Origin of the sequence: Allorhodopirellula solitaria (genome assembly GCF_007859855.1) — a bacterium.
GTDB classification, from domain to species: domain Bacteria; phylum Planctomycetota; class Planctomycetia; order Pirellulales; family Pirellulaceae; genus Rhodopirellula; species Rhodopirellula solitaria.
Genome location: NZ_SJPK01000004.1, coordinates 457,979 through 480,667, shown reverse-complemented (window position 1 = coordinate 480,667; position 22,689 = coordinate 457,979). Strand labels below are relative to the sequence as shown.

Below are 22,689 nucleotides of genomic sequence, written 5' to 3'. Positions count from 1 at the left end.
CGTGATCGATTGGCTTAAGGGCTCGTCGCCTCGTGCACTACAGAAAAGATCTCGCAGAAATCGCTACTTAATGATCACGCGATGCTAACTATTTTCCGAGGCACCCTCTTAGCCGTGAGAACCTGGTACACTCGGAACCACTGCTAATGGACTGCCGCCCCTCCGCATCCCGACGCGGATCCCACCCCCGATGATGCCGCCTCTGATGATACTGATTTTCAACCGTCGACAGATGTGTCACCCAGGGCCCGACGGCTCTCGCAGGTGGGCTGTCCGGCTCTTGGCCTTGCTGCTGGGAGCATTCTTGTCCGGAAACAATCGACTCTCGGGGTCAGACGCGGGTTCTGAACAGGACGCCGCACCGACGATTCAAAACGTCTTGCTGATCGTCTCGGACGACCTGCGGGCCAGCGCCCTGGGGTGCTATGGAGATCCAATCTGCAAGACACCCAACATCGATAAGCTGGCGGGCCAGGGATTGCTCTTTACCCACAGCTACTGCCAGGGGACCTGGTGCGCTCCCTCGCGTACCTCATTCATGTTCAGTCGCTATCAAGGTCGCGGCAAGCGCACGCTCGGCGAACATTTCCAAAACCATGGGCTATACTCCGCCCGAGTCGGCAAGATATTTCACATGCGCGTCCCCGGCGACATCATTGCTGGAACCGACGGTCAAGATGTCCCCGAGTGCTGGACGGAACGATTCAATTCGCAAGGTGACGAAGCGCACACCCCCGGGGACTACGCCTGCCTGAATCTCAATATCTTCACCGACGATTTGGAAGGTCGACAATCCACGAAGATGCCCCACCGCATGTTCGTCTCGGTGAGTATCGACGGCGACGGGTCTGATCAACCAGACCATAAAACCGCCAGCAAAACGATTGAGTTGCTACAAGAGCACCGAGACGAGCGTTTTTTCATTGCTGCAGGATTCGTCCGCCCCCATTACCCAATGGTCGCTCCACGAGAGTATTTTGAGCCCTACCCGTGGCAGGACATGTCATTGCCACCGCAGGTCCAGAACGATCTCGCAGACATCCCGAAACTGGGGCAATCCCCAAGCCGCTCGGCAAAGAACGGGATCGACGAGTACCCCGACAACCAACGGCGGATGTGGACAGCCTACTATGCGTCGATCTCGTTCATGGATGCCCAGGTTGGCCGCATCCTAGAAGAGCTCGATCGACTCGGTCTGCGTGAGAGCACGGCTGTGGTTTTCACCAGCGACCACGGCTATCATCTAGGCGACCACACCTTTTGGCAAAAATCCAATGTCCACGTGGAAGTCACCCGTGTGCCGCTGATTATTTCGGCTCCCGGATACGAATCCGGCCGAACCGACTCGATCGTCGAACTCGTCGATCTGTACCCAACGGTCTCGGAGCTCGCCGGATTGCCGATCCCTGAGCAGGTTCAGGGCCTCAGCCTCGTACCTGTTTTGGAAGATCCCAGCGTGGGGATCAAAGACGGGGCTCTGTCATTCTCCAACGGACATTCCTGGCGAACCAAAAACTGGGCTTACATGCGGTACAATGACGGTTCCGCAGAACTCTATGACATGCGCCGAGACCCTGGGCAAATCACCAACCTCGCCGACGATCCACAGTACAATGCCACCTTGAAACGCATGCATGCCGGGCTCTCCGCTCGACTGGAGAGCACAGGGCTCACCATCGCCCAGCCAAAATCAATCGCCCCCACCCCCGCTCCCTGATGAACCGGCACGGACGCCATTCTGCTTGACACGACAACCTTCTTTTCAAACCCGCACCGATGATTATGCTCGCCAACCGAATACTCCCTCTGCTGTTGCTCCTCACGCCTCACTTCGCGACAGCCCCAACCGCCATTGCTGACGAGCAACGCCCTAATATTGTCTTCCTCTTCAGCGATGACTTAACGACCCAAGCCATCTCGGCTTACCAATACGGTTTGGATCTGCCTCCGACCCCCAACTTCGATCGCTTGGCCAAAGAGGGCATGCTGTTCGAGAACAGTTTCTGCGGGAACAGTATCTGCACGCCGTCGCGGGCAACCGTGATGACGGGGCTGCACAGCCACAAGAATGGGATCGTCCATCTCCGCGGAGCCCTCGACCCCCAGCGTCCCACATGGCCTAAGAAGCTCCACCAGAGCGGCTATGCGACTGCCGTATTTGGAAAATGGCATATGAAAACCAAACCAAACGGTTTCGATGACTGGGAGGTTTTCGGTGGCCAGGGGAGCTACTACAACCCGGACCTCTATGGTCCTGAGGGCAAGCGGCGTGTGGAAGGACACTCAACTGATATTGTGACCGATATCGCGTTGGATTGGCTCGACAACCGAGACCAGAACAAGCCCTTCGCTCTATTGATTCAGCACAAAGCGCCGCACCGAAACTGGAAGCCAAGCATCCAGGAACTGGAGCTTTACAGGGACATCACATTCTCCGAACCGCCTTCCCTGTTTGACAATTACGAGAGTCGCGTTGCCGCATCGAACCACAAGATGGGAATCGATGAGCACATGACCATGGCGTCGGACCTGATGCTGTTCCAAGGCGACGAAGATAAACAAATCAACCGGGTTCTAGGTCGCCTCACGCCTGACCAACGCAAAGCCTATCTCGCTGCTTTTGAGAGCGAAAACGCAGCATTCATCGCCGATCCACCGACGGGCAAAGATCTCGTCCGCTGGAAATACCAGCGTTACATGCAGAACTATCTCCGGTGTGTCGCGGGTGTCGACCGCAACGTAGGCAAGGTCCTCGACAGGCTAGACGCACTGAATCTGAGCGAGAACACCATTGTGGTTTACTGCGCCGACCAGGGCTTCTATCTCGGAGAACATGGCTGGTTCGACAAGCGGTGGGCCTATGAAGAATCACTCAAAATGCCCCTGATCGTTCGTTGGCCCGGGAAGGTCGAACCCGGTACTCGGTCCCAGGCGATGGTGCAAAACATTGACTACGCACCGACACTCCTCGATGCCGCCGGCGTGAAGACGGACTGGGACGTCGATGGGATCAGCCTGATGCCACTACTGAGCAACGGTGGCGCCACGCCCGACGACTGGCGGAAAACGATCTACTACCGTTACATCGATGGAGGCCATGGCGTCGCGCAGCACAGTGCTATCCGAACCAACACTCACAAACTTCTCCACTTCGATCAGCCACGAAATGAGGCTGAGAAGGCGAGCATCTGGGAACTCTACGACCTCCAGAATGACCCTCAAGAGATGACAAATCTCGCTGGGGATCCCGCTCACGCAGAGAAGCTCGAATCCATGAAGAAACTTTTTTGGCAGACGCGGAAGTATTATGATGACACGGACGAAGAGGTTTGGACCAACCAGACAACAGAGCGTTATGCACCGGAGGACTACATTCGGTAGTCGAGCAAGACTCGCCCCCATCGTGCGAATGAAAGTTGTCGTTTGTATTCTCCTCTTCGCGGCCCTCGCTGCCGCCCAAGAGCGTCCAAATGTGCTGTTTATCGTGGCCGATGATCTCAACTGCGCGATCGGCCCCTACGGCGACGATGCTGCGATCACACCCAATCTGGACCAACTCGCTCAGCGGGGACTCGTGTTCGATAAAGCCTACTGCCAACAGGCGGTGTGCAATCCATCGCGATCCTCCTTCTTAACCGGGCTGCGTCCGGACACGGTTGGAGTAGACGACCTGCGCAAAGGTTTCCGCGACACGACCGATGGCGGTTCGACATTGGTCACACTGCCGCAGCACTTCAAGAATCACGGGTACTTCTGCCAGGACATCGGCAAGATCTTTCACAACATGGGTGAAACACAGGATCGCCAGTCCTGGTCAATCGATGAGGTCCTCTACAAGGGAACGCATGGCAGTGACACGGTATACAACAATACGCCGCCGAAGCTGCGGCAAACCAGCGTGAAGAAGGCGCCTGTTACCGAAGCTCACGATGTACCCGACACAGCCTATCGCGATGGACAGATCGCCAATCTCGCGGCGATGATGCTGCATGATCACCCCGCCGACGGACAACCCTTTTTCCTAGCGGTTGGATTCTGGCGTCCCCATCTGCCGTTTGTGGCACCGAAGAAATACTGGGACATGTACGCGCCCGATCAGATCCCGCTACCAGACCCTGCGGAACCACCGATCGATGCGCCATCGATCGCCATGCATGATTCACGGGAAATCCGTAGTTACGGTGGCACACCCAAGGACCGAGCTTTTTCAGAACAAGAGGTCCGTCATTTCCGGCATGGCTACTATGCATCGATCAGTTTCATGGATTCGCAAATTGGCGAGATTCTCAACGCTCTCGAAAAGGCAGGACATGCTGACGACACGATCGTCGTCTTCCTATCCGATCACGGATTTCACATTGGCGAGCAATCCTTATGGGGCAAAACAACGAACTTCGAACTCGACGCCCGCGTGCCGTTGATCGTGGCCGATCCCGCCCGAGAGGCGGGGCATGGCGAACACACAGCCGCCCTCGCTGAGCTAGTCGATCTCTATCCCACGCTCGCGTCGCTGGCGGGGATCGACCGCGATCTTAGCGAGCGACTCGAAGGCGTCGATCTATCATCCGTCATCGACGACCCTGCTCGTTCTGTGAAAGACGCTGCCTTCACCCAACACCAACAGCCGTTCTACGGTGCACCGAAGAACTGGGAGGCTTGGGGCTACTCGGTTCGCACTGCCCAATGGCGCTACACCCAGTGGCATGCCATCGATGGCGGTGAGATCATCGCTCGAGAGCTTTACGACCACGCCAACGACCCGCGGGAATCTCGCAACGTTGTCGAGGCGCACCCGACTGTGGTCGAGACACACGCCAAGTTACTCACCGCACAATTTCAGCTGTGAATCCAATGCCATCGAATTCCATTTTTCAGTTCCTATTGCTGATCTTGCTGATCACGTCGACGACCTGCCTGGTCGCGGACGCGGCGAAACCCCAAGCCCCCAATGTGATCTTGGTGCTTGCGGACGATCTCGCGATCGGTGATTTTTCCTGTGTCAATGGTGGGATTTCGCGGACACCTCGCCTGGACCAGCTCCGGCAAGAAAGCATTTACTTTGAGCATGCGTATTCAGGGTCGCCCGTCTGCGCGCCTTCACGCGCCGCACTGCTGACCGGACGGTATCCACATCGCACGGGTTCGGTGACGCTCAATCAGCGTAAGTACCCCGATCTCACGCGTCTTCATTCGGACGAAATTACAATCGCCGATCGGTTCTCCGCGAGCGGCTACGCGACCGGCCTGGTCGGCAAATGGCATTCGGGCAAAGGTGTTGACTATCACCCGCTCAAACGCGGCTTCGACGAGTTCACTGGCTTCCTCGACAGCCAGGACGTGCCCAGCTATTACCGGTACCAACTCGACGTCCAAGGCGAGTACCAGGACTTTGAAGAAACCTATTTGACCGATGAGTTGACCGACCGGGCGATTGATTTTGTGCGGCGTCACCAACGCGAACCATTTTTCTTGCATTTGGCGCACTACGCGCCGCATCGCCCGTTGGGAGCCCCACCGGAATTGGTCGCCCGCTACACTGCCGCGGGACTCGACGCGAAAACCGCCAAGGTTTATGCCATGATCGAAGTGATGGATGCTGGCGTTGGTGCGTTACTGGACGAACTCGACGAGTTAGAGATTGCCGAGAACACGATCGTCATTTTCGCTAGCGACAATGGGCCCGACCCCGTCGTTGGCACGCGTTTCAACGGTGAGAATCGCGGGACAAAGTATATGGTCAACGAGGGCGGCATCCACGTTCCGTTCATGATCCGCTGGAAAGGCGTGCTGGAACCGGCCCACCGAGAGGAAATCATTCACTTCACCGATGCCGTTCCCACGCTAATCGAACTCTGCCAACTCAAGGCTCCTCAAGCGGACAAGCCACTCGACGGTGCGAGCTTTGCGGGTTTGCTTTCGCAACGTTTCGCGACACCGGAATTGCCTGAGCAGCGGTTTTGGCAGTGGAATCGAATCACACCGCTCTACACTCACAACGCAGCGGTTCGCGATGGTGATTGGAAACTGGTTCGCCCCTTCGTGACCCGCAATGTCCCCAAAGGAGAATCGAATGCCGCTCCACGTCTCTATGACCTTAGCAAGGACCGTCTAGAGAGCGTGGATCTCGCCGACGAACATCCCGCGATCCGCGACCGGCTCACCGAAGACCTCAATCGCTGGTCGAAAGAGGTCGAGCAAGATCGCGTGCGTTGAAGGAAGAGCATGAAACGTGAACAGTTTCATCCGAACCAGCAGCTGTTATCAACCTGAATAAAGATGGCTCAAGGCAGGGGCGTGAGCGGCGGAAACCTCCATCGCCAACCCGAACTGCAGGTGGAAGCATCCTGGAAATCCTGGACGCGGAACTGCAATTTTTGGCTCATCCGACGGCAGCGTGTGCCCGAGGTTTTCAAGGCATGGCTCCCGTATCGAAGGATTTATTTGTGGGATGTGATTATCAATGTTAGACTGGCACTGCCGGGAGAAACGGAGCCGAGCTTTGCAGAGGTGCTGGCTTGGCAAGGGATATCTCGGTCGCCAGCGTTTCCCTGCAAAAGCGGTACGCCAATGGTGTTGCCGGTCCCTGGCGAGCGTTTGTTCATCAGGGACGCATTTTTGAACGATCATTGGATACGAGAGCCATGCCTCAAAAAAACTTCCGCTGTGCTCTGCGCACGCTTCCGTCGGATGAACCCAATTTTTCCACCCAGAGAAGATTTGGGTGCCGCACCGGGTTCCTGAACATTGTCGTTGGACACGTCGGCGCCGCGAATGATACAATGCCACGATGTCCAATTCAATGAAATTCAGTCGGCGTCGCTTTGTTCTACAGTCCGTGGGTGGTTCGCTCGCTCTGCCTGGATTGCCATCGCTCATGGCCGCTTCGGTCGGTAGCAGATCGGCCGTCCAGGCTACCAGTGGGGCCGGCGTCGGTGCTCGCCGGTTCGTCGCGGTCGGAAACTTGCTCGGCTTTCAGCAAAAGCATTTTTTCCCGGAGACGACTGGCCGTGATTTCGAGGAGACGACGCTCCTCAAGCCGCTGGCTGCCAACCGCGACCAATTGACGATTTACCGCGGCCTCGACCATGGGTTGCGAGGCGGACACTTCGCCGTCCACACGTTTCTCTCGGGAGTCCTCCACCACGAATCCAAGAACCGACGCAATGGCAATGTGACCATTGACCAGTTCATCGCAGACGAGGTCGGGACCCAGACCCGTTTCCCATCCCTGACCGTTGGCTCCGAAGGAGGCATTCACGGGGGCTGCCAGATGTCGTGGACCAAGTCGGGTGTCCGCGTGCCGCCGATCACCGGCCCCGCCGAGTTGTTCGAGAGACTCTTTGTGACCGAGTCAAAAGAGCGACAGGCCCAGCGAGCCAAAGATAACTCGCTGCACGCTTCCGTTCTCGACTCGATGCTGGAAGAAGCGAAGTCGCTGTCGGCACGGGTCAACCATGAGGATCGGGACAAGCTAGACGAGTACTTCACTTCGATCCGCGACGTGGAAAAAAGACTCGAAGTCCGTCGACGTTGGGCCGATCAACCCAAACCAGAACCCCCGTTTGAGAAACCCGCCGATACCAATACAGTCGATGACCTGCCGATGCTCTACGAGCTTATCGCGTTGGCGTTGCAAACAGACTCGACAAGGGTCGCCACCCTTGAAATCGGCGGTAGCTTCTTGCCGCAGAACCTCGGGATCGACAAGTCCTATCACAGCCTCTCGCATCACGGCAACGATGAGGAGGCGATCGGGAACCTGCTCACGCTCGAGTCCTACCAGCTGGAACAGTTTGGGAAGTTCCTCACGCGGCTCGCGGGAGTCCAGGATGGCGAGCAAACCCTGCTCGATTCGACGTCGGTGCTCTTCGGTAGCGGGATGGGCAACGGTAGTTCACACACCAACAGTGACCTGCCGATCCTGGTAGCGGGCGGCGGGTACGGTCGGGGTGAGTTCAAGAAGGTCAACTCGAAGCGTTCCGGCAGTGTACCGCTTTGCAACCTGTTCGTTGACATCGCTCAACGGATGGGAGTCGAGAAGGATTCGTTTGGAACGAGCACGGGCACTTTCTCCTAGTCACCACTGCCATGCATCTGAGAAGGTATTTTTCGTTGAAAGCATTTCCTGCAGCCTGGGTTTTTGGCTTCTTTCTAGGAACAGCTTCGGTCGTCGTTGCTGAGGAACACGATCCCCAATCTCCATCGACAGCGGCTGCGTTTGTTCAGGCGTACTGCATCGAGTGTCATGGCTCCGATTCGGCCGAGGGAGAACGTGAGTTTGACTCTTTTTCTCTTCCTCTGACAACCGAGCAACAGCTGATCTCGGCCGACGAAATGATCGACCAGGTGACACTGAAGATCATGCCGCCAGAGGACGCCGAGCAACCGACCGACGAAGAACGCGTGGATTTTGTCAGTCAACTACGGCAGGAGATCGAGCACACTCGTGACAGGTTTGAAAGTTCGGGTGGCAGGACGGTGATGCGTCGTCTTTCCAATCGGGAATACGAAAACACCTTGGCGACGCTTTTCGACCGTCGTGTCGATACCTTAGGTCTGACCGCCGATTTTCCCAAGGACACCACCAGTCACCACATGGATACGATCGGTGAGTCACTCGTGACGTCCGGCTTCCTCCTGGACCAGCACTTTCAAGCCGCATCCCGGCTCGTCGAAGCACGCCTGGGCAAACCGGCGGTGGAGCCGCAGTCGTGGCACTTCACCGATAACTTCCGACAGTACGAAGAGCTGACTGGCGCTCACCGAACCGTTTTCAAATTCGAGTTCCTCTGTCTCTACGAGCAGCCCAATACGGACACCCGGCAAGGGGGCTACGGACACATTGAAGACTTCCTAGAAGGTGTGCCTGTGTCGGGTCTCTACGATATCGAGGTCAACGCGCAGGCAATGCACCGCGACACGCACTACGCGGCCGAGATCTTTCGCATCGATTTCTCTGAGCCTTTCCAGCTCGCCGTCGTGCCAGGCGACGCGACCAAGGGGCACATCCATTACCCGCAAGCAATTGAACCGATCCTGGGAACCGCGATCGTGCCCGATGACCAACCCGAGTGGTTGAGTTTTCGTGTGTGGTTGGAAGCCGGCCAGACGCCTCGGTTCATCTTCCCGAATGGTCCCTACGAATCACGGGCTTCGGTGATCGAGACCAATCGGAAATACAAGGATGAATTCGAGAACCCCAAGGTCGGCGTGAGTCGAACATCGCTACTTCGTGAAGGCGAACTGCCCCATATTAAAATCGGCGAGATCAAAGTCCGCGGCCCGCTCGCTGAACCGGGCGGCAGCAAAGAGGAGGTTGCCGTTTTCGGTAAGGATGGGTTTCAGGAAGACAATGCACTCGAACAGCTCTTTGCGTTTGGTCAACGAGCCTTCCGGCGGCCTCTCAACGACGCCGATCGTGCGCGGATCGAGGCAATCTATCAAACGCGTCTATCCGAGCAAGCTGCGCCGCGTCAGGCCGCCTTGGATACGCTCAAGATGATGCTTTGCTCTCCCTCGTTTCTGTACCTGAGCGAGATCACCGCCGAGGACGATCATGAATTGTTGCCGTACGATCTTGCCGCACGCCTTTCCTATGCTCTGTGGGCAGCTCCTCCCGACGAGAGGCTTGTCGAAGCCGCTGAGTCAGGTCGCTTGACGGATCCCGCTGAATTGAGATCGCAGATTCAGCGGCTCCTCGCCGATGAACGATCGAGTGAGTTCGTCAACGGATTTCTCGACAGTTGGCTGAACCTACGCGACATCGGTAACTTGCCTCCTCCTCGCAAAGCGGCTTCCGAATACTATGCCGAGAATCTGCCCGAGTCGATGAAGGAAGAAACCCGGCTCTTCTTTCGAGACCTGCTCCGAGAGAACGGATCGGCAACGAATTTTCTCGACTCCGATTACACCTTCGTCGACAAGAAGCTAGCCAAACTCTATCAACTGCCCGAACGTGATAGCTTGCGTTTGGCTGATGGATTCCAGCGCGTCAGCTTGACCGATAACAAACAACGAGGTGGTTTGCTGGGGATGGCGAGCGTGTTGACAGTCAGCGCCAACGGCGTGGATACCTCGCCGGTGACTCGCGGTGTGTGGGTCCTCGAAAACGTGCTTGGGATCACACCTCCCCCGCCGCCTGATGAAGTACCGGCGCTCGACAGCAATGTAAGCGGGGCGAAAACGATCCGAGAAAAGCTCGAGAAGCACCGCGAAGACAAGACATGTGCTGTCTGTCATCGAAACATTGATCCACTCGGCTTCGCTCTCGAAACGTTTGACCCCATCGGACGCTGGCGAACAAAATATCCCAAATCGAAATTCAAAAACGTGGCGGCCAAGGTTGACCCGTCCGGGAGCCTTCCATCAGGAGAAACCTACCAAGATTTCTCGGGCTTCAAGGCAGTGTTGTTCGAGAACCGTCGAGAGCCGTTTGTTCGCAATTTGATCGAGACGCTGCTCACGTACGCGACCGGGCGCCACATGGAACCACTCGATCAAAGTGAAATTGATCGCATTTTGGATCGAGTCAAAGCGGACGATTACGGGCTGCAAAGCATCGTCGAGGAGGTTCTCGCCAGCGATATTTTCCGGTCTCGCTAGACGCATCGACCGAGATATCCCTTGCCAAGCCAGCACCTCTGCAGAGCTCGGCTCCGTTTCTCCCGGCAGCTCCAGTCTAACATCCACTATCACCTCCGACAAATCAATCATTGGATACTGGAGCCATGACTCCAAAACCTCCAGCGCACGCTTCCGTCGGATGAGCCAGTTTTTTAGCCCTAGCTCCGGCGCACCCTTCCCTCGGGCGTGCCGGTTGCGCAGCTCGCCCTTTTCCCCGGCTGAGATGTGGTTGCCGACCGCGACCTTCACTTGCTTTGTGCTTGTTTCAACATCGCTTGCACACGCTGCTGTTCCTTCGCCAAAGCGGCTGGAGGAATCGCCATGGGAGTGAAATCGGCAGACGGCTGGAGAGACTCCCCGTTTGGAATTTCTCGCCATCGCAGGTTTCGATACCAAACGGGTTGGCCGTGATCCTGCAACCACAGCCTGCCGCCGCGGCCGCTGAGATCACCGCCTCGGATTGTTAGTAGCTTCACCATCTCAGCCCACTTGGGATCCGTGTAGTCAAAGTCGAGTACCTTCTCGCCATTGAGCCAGTGTTGGGTGACGGTTCCTTTGCAGACGACCCTGCCGGTGTTCCATTGGCCCACTCGACGCGTTGCGTCTTTCGATGGTGCCATGCAGAAGAACAGGGACGCAGCTGATTGCCGGGGATTCTCGCCATAGGGACTGTTCACGTTGTCGAGGACCTGATATTCGACCTGCCCCGGTCGATAGTACACGCCGCTGTTGCAGCCCTTGGAGACCTTCCACTCAAAGCGGAGTTCAAAGTCATCGGGAATGGTTTTTCGTTGGTAGGTGAGCGGTCCCCCATCGGCGAAGCGAAAGAACGCGTTCTCCTCAATTCGCCAATTGCCGTTCTGTTCCCAACCGTCGAAGGTGTCGCCATCAAAAAGTTCGACGAAGCCTCGGCGACTTTCAGCTTCAGTCATCTTCGCGGTCTTATCGGCGAGCGGACGACTGATCAACATGCGGAGTTTGGCGGGCTCGCTGACGATTTTTTTGGCCAACACATCCTGTTCCCGAAACCGAGCCATTAAGATCTCACCATCCGTAGCCCGGTTGCGGTCATAGGAAATAAAGATCGTACCATCCTCTGACTGGAAGCCGTCGGGATAGCTAATTCCCCTGCGGTCGTCCAAGACCAAGCCTCCGGTCCATGTTTCTCCCTCGTCTTCGGACAGCCAGGCACTCAGCTGCACGCGGCCGTGGTGAGAATCGATTTCGTCGCCGTGTTTAATCAGCAGGATACGTCCCGAGGCCAACCGACGAACGAAAAAACGCGCATTGGGTTGACGGATATTCGCAGGCTGTGTTGGCGTGGCCCAAGAGCGACCGCCGTCCGTTGAAGTGGTCTGCATGATCCCTTTCCGGGTACGGGCGAGCATCCATAGCGACCCATCGGTCCGCTCGACGATCATGTGTTCGTGCCAGTCCGGGCTGGAAAACCGAGCAGCTCCGCGACGTTGCCAGGTAGTGCCTTGATCGGTGCTCACGTGGACGCTCGCGCCTCGCAACGGATCGAGTTCGGTAAAACAACCACGAAAAGGACCAAAACCGCTTCGCTGGTCCAGCGAGATGGGCAGCATCCACTCACCACTGGATAGCACAGTTGGCTTGTTCAGCATCACGCCATCGGCGATACGCTGCGGGGACGACCACGTCGGTTCGTCGGCGTCAGGATGATCACAACGCGTGGCCCACACGCCTGCGCGGCCGTCAAACATGTCCATCGACTGATCGAAAAACAGCCACAAACGGCCCAGCGGGTCGGTCCAGAGATTCCCAACCAAGATACTGCGGGGGCGGGGCAGGTCTTTGTCATGCGAATCAACGACCAAGCGTGGTGGCGACCACGATTCCCCCTCATCATCGCTGGTCGCCAACACGAAGAATGCTTCTGGGCTGTCGCCACCGGCTACCCAGCAAGCCCAGAGGCGACCCTTCGGCGTGCGTTCGATACCAATCGTCATTCCGTAGTCGAGTTGGTCGTAGTCGTATTGCGGCAGCGGTGAAGTGTTGAGAACCGGCGGGACAAGAGCATGGTCAGCGATCTTCTCCATCTTCTTGATTCGCGCCGCAGCCTGCTGCGGTGTTTCGGCTTGCGCTGTAATTCCGGCGATGCTAAGCAACGAGCAGGCGAAAATGCCTCCCGCGCAGAGTAGTGAATGAACAGACATCTGTGATCGATGAAATGAGGTAGGAAACGACACGGCAAAACCGAAGCTGTCATGGAGCCTGGGCTGCCGAGGAGGGGAAACGAGTTTGCGTACCATCCTAAGCGACAGAGAAGCCGGAAGGGAAACATCTCATGCAAAAAGGCGTGGTAACCAACGCAAACCTTCCATTCGCCCTGTATTTCGAGTCGCATGGGTGGACGTGGACGGACGACGCGATCTGGCTTAGAGTGGACGAGTCTTCTTCCAGAAATCTCGGTTCTCAGATCTCGTTTTATTCCTAACGCCATTTCGAATACCATGAAGTCCCAAGTTTTAACTTTGATTTTCGCGATCCTGCCGTTGTTCAGCAACGGCGTTCACGCTGAGGACGGACCCGTGGTGCTAGGCCACGGCGAAGGCCTGTTTCGTGTGGGAAGCCTGCTGGCAGAGGACGATTTTGAGAACTTGGACCGTTGGGATGTGCAGATTCAACAGCGGTCCGGGTACCCACCAGCAAAAGTCGTGACCCGTGAGAATTCACTCGACTGCCTGGTTCCTGGGCGCGGCTGTACTGCGTGGTTCAAGCAAAAGTTCGATACGCGTGTGGTGATTACCTACGAGGTAATCTGCCCGACGCCCCAGCCGGAGATGAAGGGAGTTCAACCACGCGACATCAACAACTTCTGGATGGCGACCGATCCGAGTAACGTCGCGACGGGATTGTTTGACGCCGATCGGTATACGGGAAAGTTCTCATCCTACGACAAGATCCATGGCTACTACGCCAGCACAGGTGGTGGAGGAGCGATCGCGAATCGAACGACCCGTATGCGACGTTATCCGCGTGAAGTCGAGGGCAAACCCGAAGCACATCTGGCGCTCAAAGATAAAGACGAGCGGCCTGGCTATCTCATCACACCCGACAAAGTGATGAAGATCCAGCTCGTCGCCTATGATGATGTCGTGCAGTACATCGTCGATGGCAAGCTCGTTTACGAGATCGCCCAGGGGGATCTCATTCGGGTCGAGGGCACCGACGACGATGGCGATTCCGTCGTGCGTGAATCGACCTACGACCTCGATCGCTTCCCTGTCTACCGAGAAGGTTTTTTTGGATTCCGGATGGTCGGTACCCATCATATCTACACAAACTTCCGAGCTTACGCGCTGGAACCGGTCCAAGACAACGAAGCTGACAGCGATGATGACAACGCGAGTGCGGAGGGCAGCATCGAGGTGTCGACTCTCGCCGATCTACGAAACGTGATGCAGCAGAGCAACCAAAACATCACGATGAAACCGGGGCGTTATCTGCTCACCGATCTCCCCGAGGAAGATCGCAAGCTTTCCTGCTCGGGGTCCAATAACACCATCGATCTATCCGGCGTCCATATCGTTGCACCGGTGGGATCTGCGAACAGAGGCTACTTCAACATTTCGGGGTCCGACAATGTCCTGCATGATGGCACCTTGGAAGACGTCTATGAAAGCGGACTGCAGGAAGTCGCGGACTTCAGCACCTACAACCGGAATCGATCCACTTTGGCCAAGGGGCTGCGTGGTGATGCCGTCTTGTCAGTCACGGGAGATGACAACGTCGTTCGCGACACCAAGTTGACGATCCGAGGATCGTTTCCCTACGGCTACGGCAGTCTCTATGGCATCGGGTCCGACAATGTCTACGGATTGGACAAGCGGTGTGGAATCCTGATCCGGGGCAAACGGAATATCATCGACGGCTGCGAAGTCCAGCAGAAGGCGTTTGGGCATGGAATCTACATGCAAAAACCGGCTGACCAGACGGTTATCAAGAACTGTCTCGTCGCAGGGATCATGCGTCCTAGCAATGACCTGTACCTGGAAACAGACCCGAGCGATTTACCTGTTCGATCCGAATACAAGATCCCGCAAAAACGAAGCCGTGGCCGGAGCCAGCGACGAGATCGACGGCGAGGGCGGGACCGGGACCGAACCAGAAATGCCACAGTGAACAGGGAAGTGGACGAAAATCCGCCTGCGCCCCTTCCACGCGATACCATGCTGCCGCTTTCCGAAGATGGAATCCGAGTGTACAGCGGTGGCGGCAGTGTCACGGTGGAGAACTGTACCGTCAAACGGATGCGCGGCGGGATCCGGCTCTATCTCGCCAGTCACGCGGCGGTGACCAATTCGACTGCGATCGATTGTGGGCACACCAATTTCAATATGCCCAAGGGCGGAACGATCACGGGCTCGAAAGGAAATTTTGCCTACGCCCCACTGAGTGATTTCAGGCTATCGAAATCGAATCAAAAGATCGAGCTAACGATCATGCCATCGCCGCACGCTGTCGGCCCCCATCATCTCGCTGATGTCTTGGGCAACAACCACCACATCATTCTCCATCGCACCCCTGGTCCACTCGACACCAGTCCACGCCCGATCGTGATTGCCGGCTCCGGCTCGACGATCAGAAATGAAACGGAGTATCCCGTCAAACTGTTGCCGTCATCGAGTGGAAACACTGTTGTCAGCGCGGGTCCAGTCACGGATCAGGGCAGCAATAACACCGTCTCGCAGCGATCGCTCGATTAGAACCTCGCCGAAAACCCTTTTGGATTTAACCGTAGCAATACCACACAAAGTGAAAAAAAACGGGTGCGGTAAAGATCAAACTATCGATGCGGTCGAGCACGCCTCCATGCCCTGGCAACGTCGCTCCGGCATCCTTCACGCCAAGATCGCGTTTGATCGCCGAGATATTCAAATCGCCGAGCAGTCCGGTCACGCCGACGATCAGTCCCGCGATCATCGATCGGGGAAAATCCAACATCGTCAGCCACGGGCCGAGAATAAGCGCTAACACAATCGTTGTGCCGAGGCCCCCTATGAAACCGACCCACGTCTTTCCAGGGCTAACCGAAGGGATCAGCTTTTTTCGCCCCAAGGATTTGCCCCAGAAGTATTGGCCAACGTCATTGCACTGCGTCAGCACGAGCAAGAGCAACAGCAAGCCCGGGCCGGGGTGTCTCTCCGCATCGGCACTGCTCCAGATCGGTTCGACACGTGGGTTCGCCGCAATCTCGACGACGAGTAAGTAGGCAGCATGTGAGAGGAAGAAAAGAGTCCCCATGACGCCCCACTGCACCGTCGCGACGGCGCGCAAAAATCCTTTTGTGTCGCCGGTCATGATCAACCGTGTCGGCAAGAACAAGAATAGGTAGACCGGGATGAAGACAATGAACATTCCATACCAATGTTGGGCCACCCACGCGTATTGAACTGGGATTGCCGCATACGCCCAAAACATGACTCGACGGTCGGTGCGACGCGACGGGATCAGCGAAAAGAACTCTTTGAGCGCCAGGAAACTGACCAGAGCAAAGAACCACACCGCCGCGGAGGGTGACAACAATAGACTGCCTGCCACCAAACCCGCGATCACCCACCAGGTCCGAATCCGGGCCCGCAATTCGCGCCAATCTCGATCCGGTTTAGTCCATGCCAACGCAATCGACACGACGCTGGCGATCAGCAGAGCGGCGAACACGGCCAGTAAAACGACACGGACTTCGTGGGACAAATGGGTTGCGGACATCACGTGTTCTCAGGGGTTGCCGGTGGAGCCTCATGGCGAGTCCGGAGGAAGCTCCCCGCAACACTCAAACGTCGAGCCACCGTCACGACACAACCTAGCGTGATCAGCCACAACGCGATCTCTACCAAGCCGACGGGCCAATCCCCAACATTCCAAACCAACCAATCCGAAGGCAGCAACACACCCGCAATCGCCACTGCAGTCAAAACAGCCATACGTTGCGGTTTCGCCATCGGTCCGAGGAATAGCTGTCCGACCCCAACACTCGCAGCGATGGCACGGACGTAAGCAACCATTAACGCGGCGGAGGCCGCGGCCCAGCCCGCTGTCGGATTCGAGGCGATCGCGTACCCGGCGGCCACCAACAGAATGGGATCACTGATCCGGTCGGGCACCTCGTTGTAAAGCGGCCCCGTCGCGGAAGCCCGACCACCTTCCACCGCGACCATGCCGTCGAGCAGATTCGCGATCAGACGCAGCTGAATGCCGACAGCCGCCATAAACCAAGCTGCCCGAACAGCCCAGCTCGACTCGAACCAAGCCGTCAATACGAAGCCAACCGCTCCCGCCACAGCGAAGAGAATGCTCGATACCGAGATCGCGTTGGGACTGACCCCCGATCGCGCCAACCACGCCGCGATGCGTTGAAAAACCGACCATGAACGAGTCTTCAGCGGACGACGGTCCTCGGCGAGAGAATCATCCCGTGCATCAGGTATCTCTGTATTGCTACTCAACATGTTTGCCAACCGCCTCCTCGACTCCCGATTCGTCATGCGCCGGTGCGACGTCCGGACCGACGGTCGCTGCGTTCGCAGTCTGCCATCCCATCAAGCACATCCCACCAATCAACAACAGCCATCCGAGCACGTGGATTGGCAAGATCGGCTGCCCATATGCGAACTTTGCGATGATGGCTGCAAAAATGAATGTGCTGGCATAGACCGGATACAATACGGCCATCGATCCTCCTACTTTGAAGGCAGCCACAAAGAGCACCATCACCGCGACGTAGCACAGCACTCCTAACAGCAGGCGAGGATTCCAGAGATACCCCGCAACCCCACCGTTCGCAGCATCAGCACCGGATTTATAAAAAAACTGACCGACAGCACCGAGGATCGCCGCAACGAGAAAAAGTCCGATCGAGAGCGGAGGCGTCGGCGTCATCGGGCAACCTCACTCGGATTGGGATCGGTGGAGCATGAGAGTGACATGCATTGTAGCAGATCGCGTTCACAATGCCGGACTGGTCCGCGATCAGCAGTGGTTCAGGGACTCGCTGCCTCCTGTCCTCTACCCGCGAACTGTTGTACGCCAACGACGTTGAAGAAAGTAGCCGGTGGTCGAGCGCAGCGAACACCACCGGAAACGCCGAGAAACACGCTTGCCAACCCCAAATGGAGTGGAAGATCATTTACTGCGAGGTCCGCGCCCCACTCCGGGGTCGACGCTCCATCTTCAATTCCCGGTGAGTAACTGAGGGCTGATTTTCGTGGCTCATCCGACGGAAGCGTGCGCCCGAGGTTTTCAAGGCATGGCTCCAGTATCCAAGGATTTATTTGTGGGATGTGATTATCGATGTTAGACTGGCGCTGCCGGGAGAAACGGAGCCGAGCTCTGCAGAGGTGCTGGCTTGGCAAGGGATATCTCGGTCGCCAGCGTTTCCCTGCGAAAGCGGTACGCCAATGGTGTCGTCGGTCCCTGGCGGACATTCGTTCGTCGGGCACCCATTTTTGTAAGATTATTGGAAACTAGAGCCATGCCTAGAAAAACCTTTCTCCTGTGCTCCGCGCACGCTTCCGTCGGACGAACCGAAAAACTTCGCTTTGCGAGTTTTCGAGTCGAAAAGGCAGCAGAGGGAGTTGAAGTTCCCGAGGTCAAATGCAAGAATTCTCATCGATCGTCTGATCCACGTGTTTGGTGGGTGGAGTGAATGTGACCGGCAGCCGCACGCTGCCGTGATCACGGGTTTGAGTCGCCAGTTTTTTAACGAATAGCTCCCACCCGTCAAACCTTGGACTTACATGGATTCTTTATGCCCCAAAGAGAGCAGTTCTCAGATGACGTTTTGGACGCTCTTCGCAGATCAAGCACTGGCCTTGGCGGCGGCGATCGAAGAGGGCGATGCACACTCCCTATCTGGCATTGTCGATCAACTCGCAACCAAACTTGTCGCTGAGCACCCTGAACTGAACCTCAACATCGGGGGCGATCCACCACGCCTCTCGATACTCTCACTTCCCGGCGCTGAAACTTTGGCTGAAAAGTTCGTCGAGGATGCGCCGGAAATATCGGGCTGGCTCATCGCGACGCAGCTTCCTTCATACGACCCGCTTGAGTCCGTGCACGTTTCAGATGATTCAGGCGGCGCATTAGACGTTCGATACGCCGATCTGGACGCAACCGTCTTGCCACTCAGGGACGATGGTGTGACAGTCGTTCTGTCGCTGGATTCGCACTTCGACCCGGTCGGCCCGGAATCCCACTTATATTACGCGGTCGCTGAGAATGTCGTGTTCACAATTCTCGGCGGTTGGCCGCACGCTCTGTCCAAAGTTGTTTTGTTGCCACGGAGTCAGACAGGTAAACTTAGACCGCTTGATACACTTCGTCACCAATGGGTCGAAGTCGTCGGCCCAACGCGTTCGGCATAACAATGCGTTGCACACGGAGCCGCGGGGCCGCGCGGATTCCGAATTCCAATTCGTTCGCCGCGGCCCTCGGTGAACGCGGTCATTCTGTGCATGGAGTAGTGCATGCGCAAGCCGACGGTTCGCTACTTTCTGTTTGCAACTGGAGTGTTAGCTGTCTGTATCGCGGTACATCAAATCCCGTTCCCACCGGCAACCGTCGTCTATGCAAACGATGCCGATCCGAAGATTCCGCCCTTCCGATGGCATTACGTGTTGTCTTGGTGGCCTGTCCAAGCATTGACCTTGGTTGTCGGTGTTGCAACGCTGATGCACGTGCTGACCTCGCTTGCGGGGCTCTATGGATGGCGACAATGGTTGGCGGCGATCCTTGTGCCAACGCTTAGTTTCACCGCTTGGCATTGGTTTTCAGTTAACTTCTTAGGTTATCACCCTGGCTCAACGGACGAGTGGGGCTGCATCCAGGGTGGGCTTGTGGGATTCACAATCGGGTTTGCTATAGTATCGTGGGTGGTTGCGTTGCCGGAACTCCTCGCAAACGCACGCACTGGCGAGACGGAGGAAAACACACAACCATGAATTGCACGGGAGAACGGATGGTCCGTCTTCTCGTCTGCTTGCAAGTCGTTCGCCTGTTCCCCATGATTTCCATCGTTACCCGATATTTTGGGTTCATCCGAGGGAAGCGTGCGCAGAGCACAACGAAAGGTTTTTTGAGTACTGTCATATCCAGAACGAAAATTTGCAGTGCGCGCGTACGCTCAGCGGCACCACCAATAGGGTAGCTTTTTCGACACTCAAAGTCCACTGTTTGTCGGCCAGCCAGCACGGCTCGGTTAGCTTTGGTGGTTCAGTCTCGCCACCCTGGTAGATATCCGAAGCTCTGAGAGCCCCACACTGTCTCATCCGGCGTTTGAACCGCTAACAGAGCATCTCACTCGAGCACGGGCTTGCTCAGCAGAGCTACGCTCCACCGATACCCTCGGCATGCGACGACGTTGTTAGTGTGCTTGGCAGCACGACAATTCAGCCTAAGGCTTCAGAGCTTCGGACGGTTTCGATTCTACAGTGTTTTCCTGGTTCACTCCAAGACGAATTAGTAAGCCGATCAGCAAGTCGCCGATCGATTGAGGGCCTCGACGCTTCTTGACAGCGAGAAGCTGCGAATGGCGTGGACTTAGGGCGAATCTGGCGTGAAACAATTTTGAGCTAGCGAAGAACGGCATCCTTGTTGCATCGTGGTTTTTCTTCACAAAAATCTCAACACAAGCAAGGATGCCGTCGATGATTCTGCCACCTCGTGGAACCCCTGTCGATACCAATCGCAGATCCGAATTGCGTCAGGCACTCAATCCGCAGGAGGTGGTCCAGCGGATTGATAAGCTGATTGACCGGGAGCAAGTGCGGCTTACCGAAATCTTCAGTGACGATGATGTCCATCAACTATGTGATGAACTCGATATCGAATTTCGCGAGCGTGACTTCACGCCAGCGATTACCCTCGGCCTGTTCGTCTCACAGTGCCTCAGTCGTGGCGATGCCTGCTCGACGGTCGTTACCAAGTTCAATCGTGAGCGAAAACGACGAGGCCAGCAGCCATGCAGTGAGGATGCCTCGGCCTACTGCAAGGCAAGGGCAAAGCTCTCCATCGAGTTGATTGATCGACTTGGCAAACGCATTGTTGATCTGCTACGCACCAAAGCGCAGTCACAATGGAAATGGCATGGACTGAACGTCTACTTGGTCGATGGCTTGGTATTCCGCGCACCTGACACGCAGGCCAATCAAGAAGTCTACCCACAGCCTTCGACTCAGAAAGAAGGTCTCGGGTTTCCTCAGGTGCGCTGCGTGGTAACGACTTGCTTGGCTACCGGTTGTATCGTCAACTACAACACCGCTGCGATGAAAGGAAAGTTGACCGGTGAAGTCAGTCTTTTCCGCGAAAAGCACGGTGATTTCGTCGCGGGTGATGTTGTCGTTGCTGATAGCAACTTTGAATCTTTTTATGATTCAGTGCTGTTAAATCGTCGGGGAGTTGAACTGGTTTGCGGGATCAAGGGTTGCCGGAATTCGCCATTTGAAGGCGTGTGCGAAGTACTCGACGAGAAGATTATCACACTGGAGAAACCCAAGAACAACAAAAACCGATTTACACCCGAGCAGTGGCAGCAACTACCTGAGTCGATACAGTATCGCTGTATTCGCTATCGAATCACTGGACGATCCGAAGTGCTCACGATCGTTACCACTCTGATCGACACGAAACGATTTTCGGCTGAAGAGATCGCAGAGCTATACGGCTTGCGATGGGATGTTGAAACGGACATTGCCTGCTGGAAAACGACGATGGGTTTTTGTGATCTCCGCTGTCATACTCCCGAGAATCTGAAACGCGAAATCGCTGTCGGAGTGTTGGCCTACAACTTGGTTCGCTCGCTCATGAATGATGCCGCAGCGGTGTTGGAAATCCACCCGCGCGAAATCAGTTTTTCACGCTCGCGAGATGCCTGGATCTACTTCAGTGACGAGCTTGAAACGTCCAACGATTTAATGTGGATCGTGCTGTCGGCAACTTCCCGGCTGGTCCGAGATCGCCCCGGTCGCCAGGAACCTCGCGAGCTCAAACGCCGAAATCAATCAAAATATCCCAAGCTGAAAAAGCCTCGACCCAGTCGAGCCAAGCGGATCACGGTCGAGCCCGTGAAACCACCAGATTCGCCCTAAGTCCACGCCATTAGAGCCGAGCTCTGCAGAGGTGCTGGCTTGGCAAGGGATATCTCGGTCGCCAGCGTTTCCCTGCAAAAGCGGTACGCCAATGGTGTTGTCGGTCCCTGGCGAGCGTTTGTTCGTCAGGGACGCATTTTTGAACGATCATTGGATACGAGAGCCATGTCTCAAAAAACCTTCCGCGGTGCTCTGCGCACGCTTCCGTCGGATGAACCAGAAAGGTTTCCTCTTGACCCGATCGTAAGAAGGAGGAAGGATAGGGACGTGTGTCATCGATAGGGGACTGCCTCTCTCCAGACCGGTTCCACACGCCCGTCGGACATGTTTCATAGGATAGTGAATCGGTGATTGTCCAGTTTCTCCAACGCTTGACGCTGATCGCGTTCACCGCTCATGCGGTGTTGGGTTGCTGCTGGCATCACGGTCATGTTCTCGGTGAGGACACCTGTCACCGACACACTCATTCGGTGGAATCCGGGCAGGCCCAGCATCACCCCAGTTCTCCGCACCACCACGACACGCAGTGCGGTTCAGGGGCAACTCGCTCCTGCCAGCACGATGTGACCTCGACCGACGAGTCGTCGCAGCGTGGCGAAACTGCGTTAGCTTCCACATGGCGTGACGCTCCCTGTGAACATACGCACGGATGCGACGAGGGATCTTGTCACTACGTGCCTCGCCAAGCCGACCCGCTGACCGAGGACTTCGCTGCACACGCCATCGACTTAGTGCCCAACACTGGCGGACTGCTGACCTGGACCGGCAACCGTTGCCGCTGGCTCCATCCTGAACGCACTGACGGGCTCCCCGTCGATTCTGCGCCGCAGCGCTGCATCCATCTGCAATCGTGGCAGATCTGAGCTTCTTTCGCATTTCTTTCGCGAATTAACGTGTCTGCGGTTAATCGATCCGCCGTTTCCTCAGAAACGGCGTCTTAGAAGATCGTCCA

15 protein-coding genes are annotated in these 22,689 nt (G+C 56.4%); 11 read left to right on the top strand and 4 right to left on the bottom strand.

Features of this window, described 5'->3' with window-relative positions; all coding sequences use genetic code 11:
- The first annotated feature begins 304 nt into the window (after nucleotides 1-304).
- The 6 genes from CA85_RS10480 to CA85_RS10455 all read left to right on the top strand — a co-directional run bounded on the left by CA85_RS10480 (nucleotide 305) and on the right by CA85_RS10455 (nucleotide 10,602).
- The gene (locus CA85_RS10480; RefSeq protein ID WP_222435428.1) at nucleotides 305-1,717 is read left to right on the top strand and encodes a sulfatase; all 1,413 of its coding nucleotides are present in this window, start codon (nucleotides 305-307) and stop codon (nucleotides 1,715-1,717) included.
- Between the two features lie 59 nt (nucleotides 1,718-1,776).
- A complete protein-coding gene (locus CA85_RS10475; RefSeq protein ID WP_146391268.1) occupies nucleotides 1,777-3,381 on the top strand; it encodes a sulfatase family protein in 1,605 nt (534 codons plus the stop codon).
- A 28-nt stretch (nucleotides 3,382-3,409) separates the two neighbouring features.
- Nucleotides 3,410-4,846, top strand: a complete 1,437-nt coding sequence (locus tag CA85_RS10470) for a sulfatase (RefSeq protein WP_246112675.1) — start codon at nucleotides 3,410-3,412, stop codon at nucleotides 4,844-4,846.
- Between the two features lie 5 nt (nucleotides 4,847-4,851).
- The gene (locus CA85_RS10465; protein ID WP_146391266.1) at nucleotides 4,852-6,213 is read left to right on the top strand and encodes a sulfatase-like hydrolase/transferase; all 1,362 of its coding nucleotides are present in this window, start codon (nucleotides 4,852-4,854) and stop codon (nucleotides 6,211-6,213) included.
- A gap of 574 nt (nucleotides 6,214-6,787) precedes the next feature.
- The gene (locus tag CA85_RS10460; RefSeq protein WP_146391265.1) at nucleotides 6,788-8,077 is read left to right on the top strand and encodes a DUF1552 domain-containing protein; all 1,290 of its coding nucleotides are present in this window, start codon (nucleotides 6,788-6,790) and stop codon (nucleotides 8,075-8,077) included.
- A gap of 35 nt (nucleotides 8,078-8,112) precedes the next feature.
- Nucleotides 8,113-10,602 (top strand): DUF1592 domain-containing protein, encoded by a 2,490-nt coding sequence (locus tag CA85_RS10455; protein ID WP_246112674.1) that lies wholly within the window; start codon nucleotides 8,113-8,115, stop codon nucleotides 10,600-10,602.
- A gap of 266 nt (nucleotides 10,603-10,868) precedes the next feature.
- Here CA85_RS10455 and CA85_RS25650 read toward each other — a convergent pair whose 3' ends face one another.
- A complete protein-coding gene (locus tag CA85_RS25650) occupies nucleotides 10,869-12,803 on the bottom strand; it encodes a family 16 glycoside hydrolase (protein WP_246112673.1) in 1,935 nt (644 codons plus the stop codon).
- Between the two features lie 297 nt (nucleotides 12,804-13,100).
- On the opposite strand from CA85_RS25650, the gene CA85_RS10445 reads away from it, so the two are divergent.
- Nucleotides 13,101-15,356, top strand: coding sequence for a DUF6250 domain-containing protein (locus tag CA85_RS10445; RefSeq protein ID WP_186774859.1), 2,256 nt, complete (start codon nucleotides 13,101-13,103; stop codon nucleotides 15,354-15,356).
- 25 nt (nucleotides 15,357-15,381) lie between these two features.
- Here the strand turns inward: CA85_RS10445 and CA85_RS10440 are convergent, their stop codons facing one another.
- From CA85_RS10440 to CA85_RS10430, 3 genes are read right to left on the bottom strand one after another with little or no spacing between them, the layout of a single operon-like run.
- Entirely contained in the window at nucleotides 15,382-16,359 is a 978-nt protein-coding gene (locus CA85_RS10440) for a phosphatidate cytidylyltransferase (RefSeq protein ID WP_146391262.1), read from the bottom strand.
- Nucleotides 16,359-17,108, bottom strand: a complete 750-nt coding sequence (locus CA85_RS10435; RefSeq protein WP_222435427.1) for a CDP-alcohol phosphatidyltransferase family protein — start codon at nucleotides 17,106-17,108, stop codon at nucleotides 16,359-16,361. Before CA85_RS10435 ends, CA85_RS10440 begins: the two co-directional genes overlap by 1 nt.
- Nucleotides 17,089-17,529, bottom strand: coding sequence for a hypothetical protein (locus CA85_RS10430; RefSeq protein WP_186774857.1), 441 nt, complete (start codon nucleotides 17,527-17,529; stop codon nucleotides 17,089-17,091). The genes CA85_RS10435 and CA85_RS10430 overlap by 20 nt, the downstream gene beginning before the upstream one ends.
- An 857-nt stretch (nucleotides 17,530-18,386) precedes the next feature.
- Here CA85_RS10430 and CA85_RS10425 point away from each other — a divergent pair.
- From CA85_RS10425 to CA85_RS10410, 4 genes are all read left to right on the top strand, one after another.
- Nucleotides 18,387-19,016 (top strand): hypothetical protein, encoded by a 630-nt coding sequence (locus CA85_RS10425; RefSeq protein ID WP_146391261.1) that lies wholly within the window; start codon nucleotides 18,387-18,389, stop codon nucleotides 19,014-19,016.
- A gap of 102 nt (nucleotides 19,017-19,118) precedes the next feature.
- Nucleotides 19,119-19,592: a hypothetical protein gene (locus CA85_RS10420; RefSeq protein WP_146391260.1), complete on the top strand. Its 474-nt coding sequence runs from the start codon at nucleotides 19,119-19,121 to the stop codon at nucleotides 19,590-19,592.
- Nucleotides 19,593-20,297: 705 nt separating this feature from the next.
- Complete coding sequence (locus CA85_RS10415) at nucleotides 20,298-21,737, top strand: IS4 family transposase (RefSeq protein ID WP_186774856.1); 1,440 nt, start codon at nucleotides 20,298-20,300, stop codon at nucleotides 21,735-21,737.
- A gap of 347 nt (nucleotides 21,738-22,084) precedes the next feature.
- On the top strand, nucleotides 22,085-22,600 hold the full coding sequence (locus CA85_RS10410; protein WP_146391258.1) for a hypothetical protein: 516 nt from the start codon (nucleotides 22,085-22,087) through the stop codon (nucleotides 22,598-22,600).
- The last annotated feature ends 89 nt before the right edge of the window (nucleotides 22,601-22,689 follow it).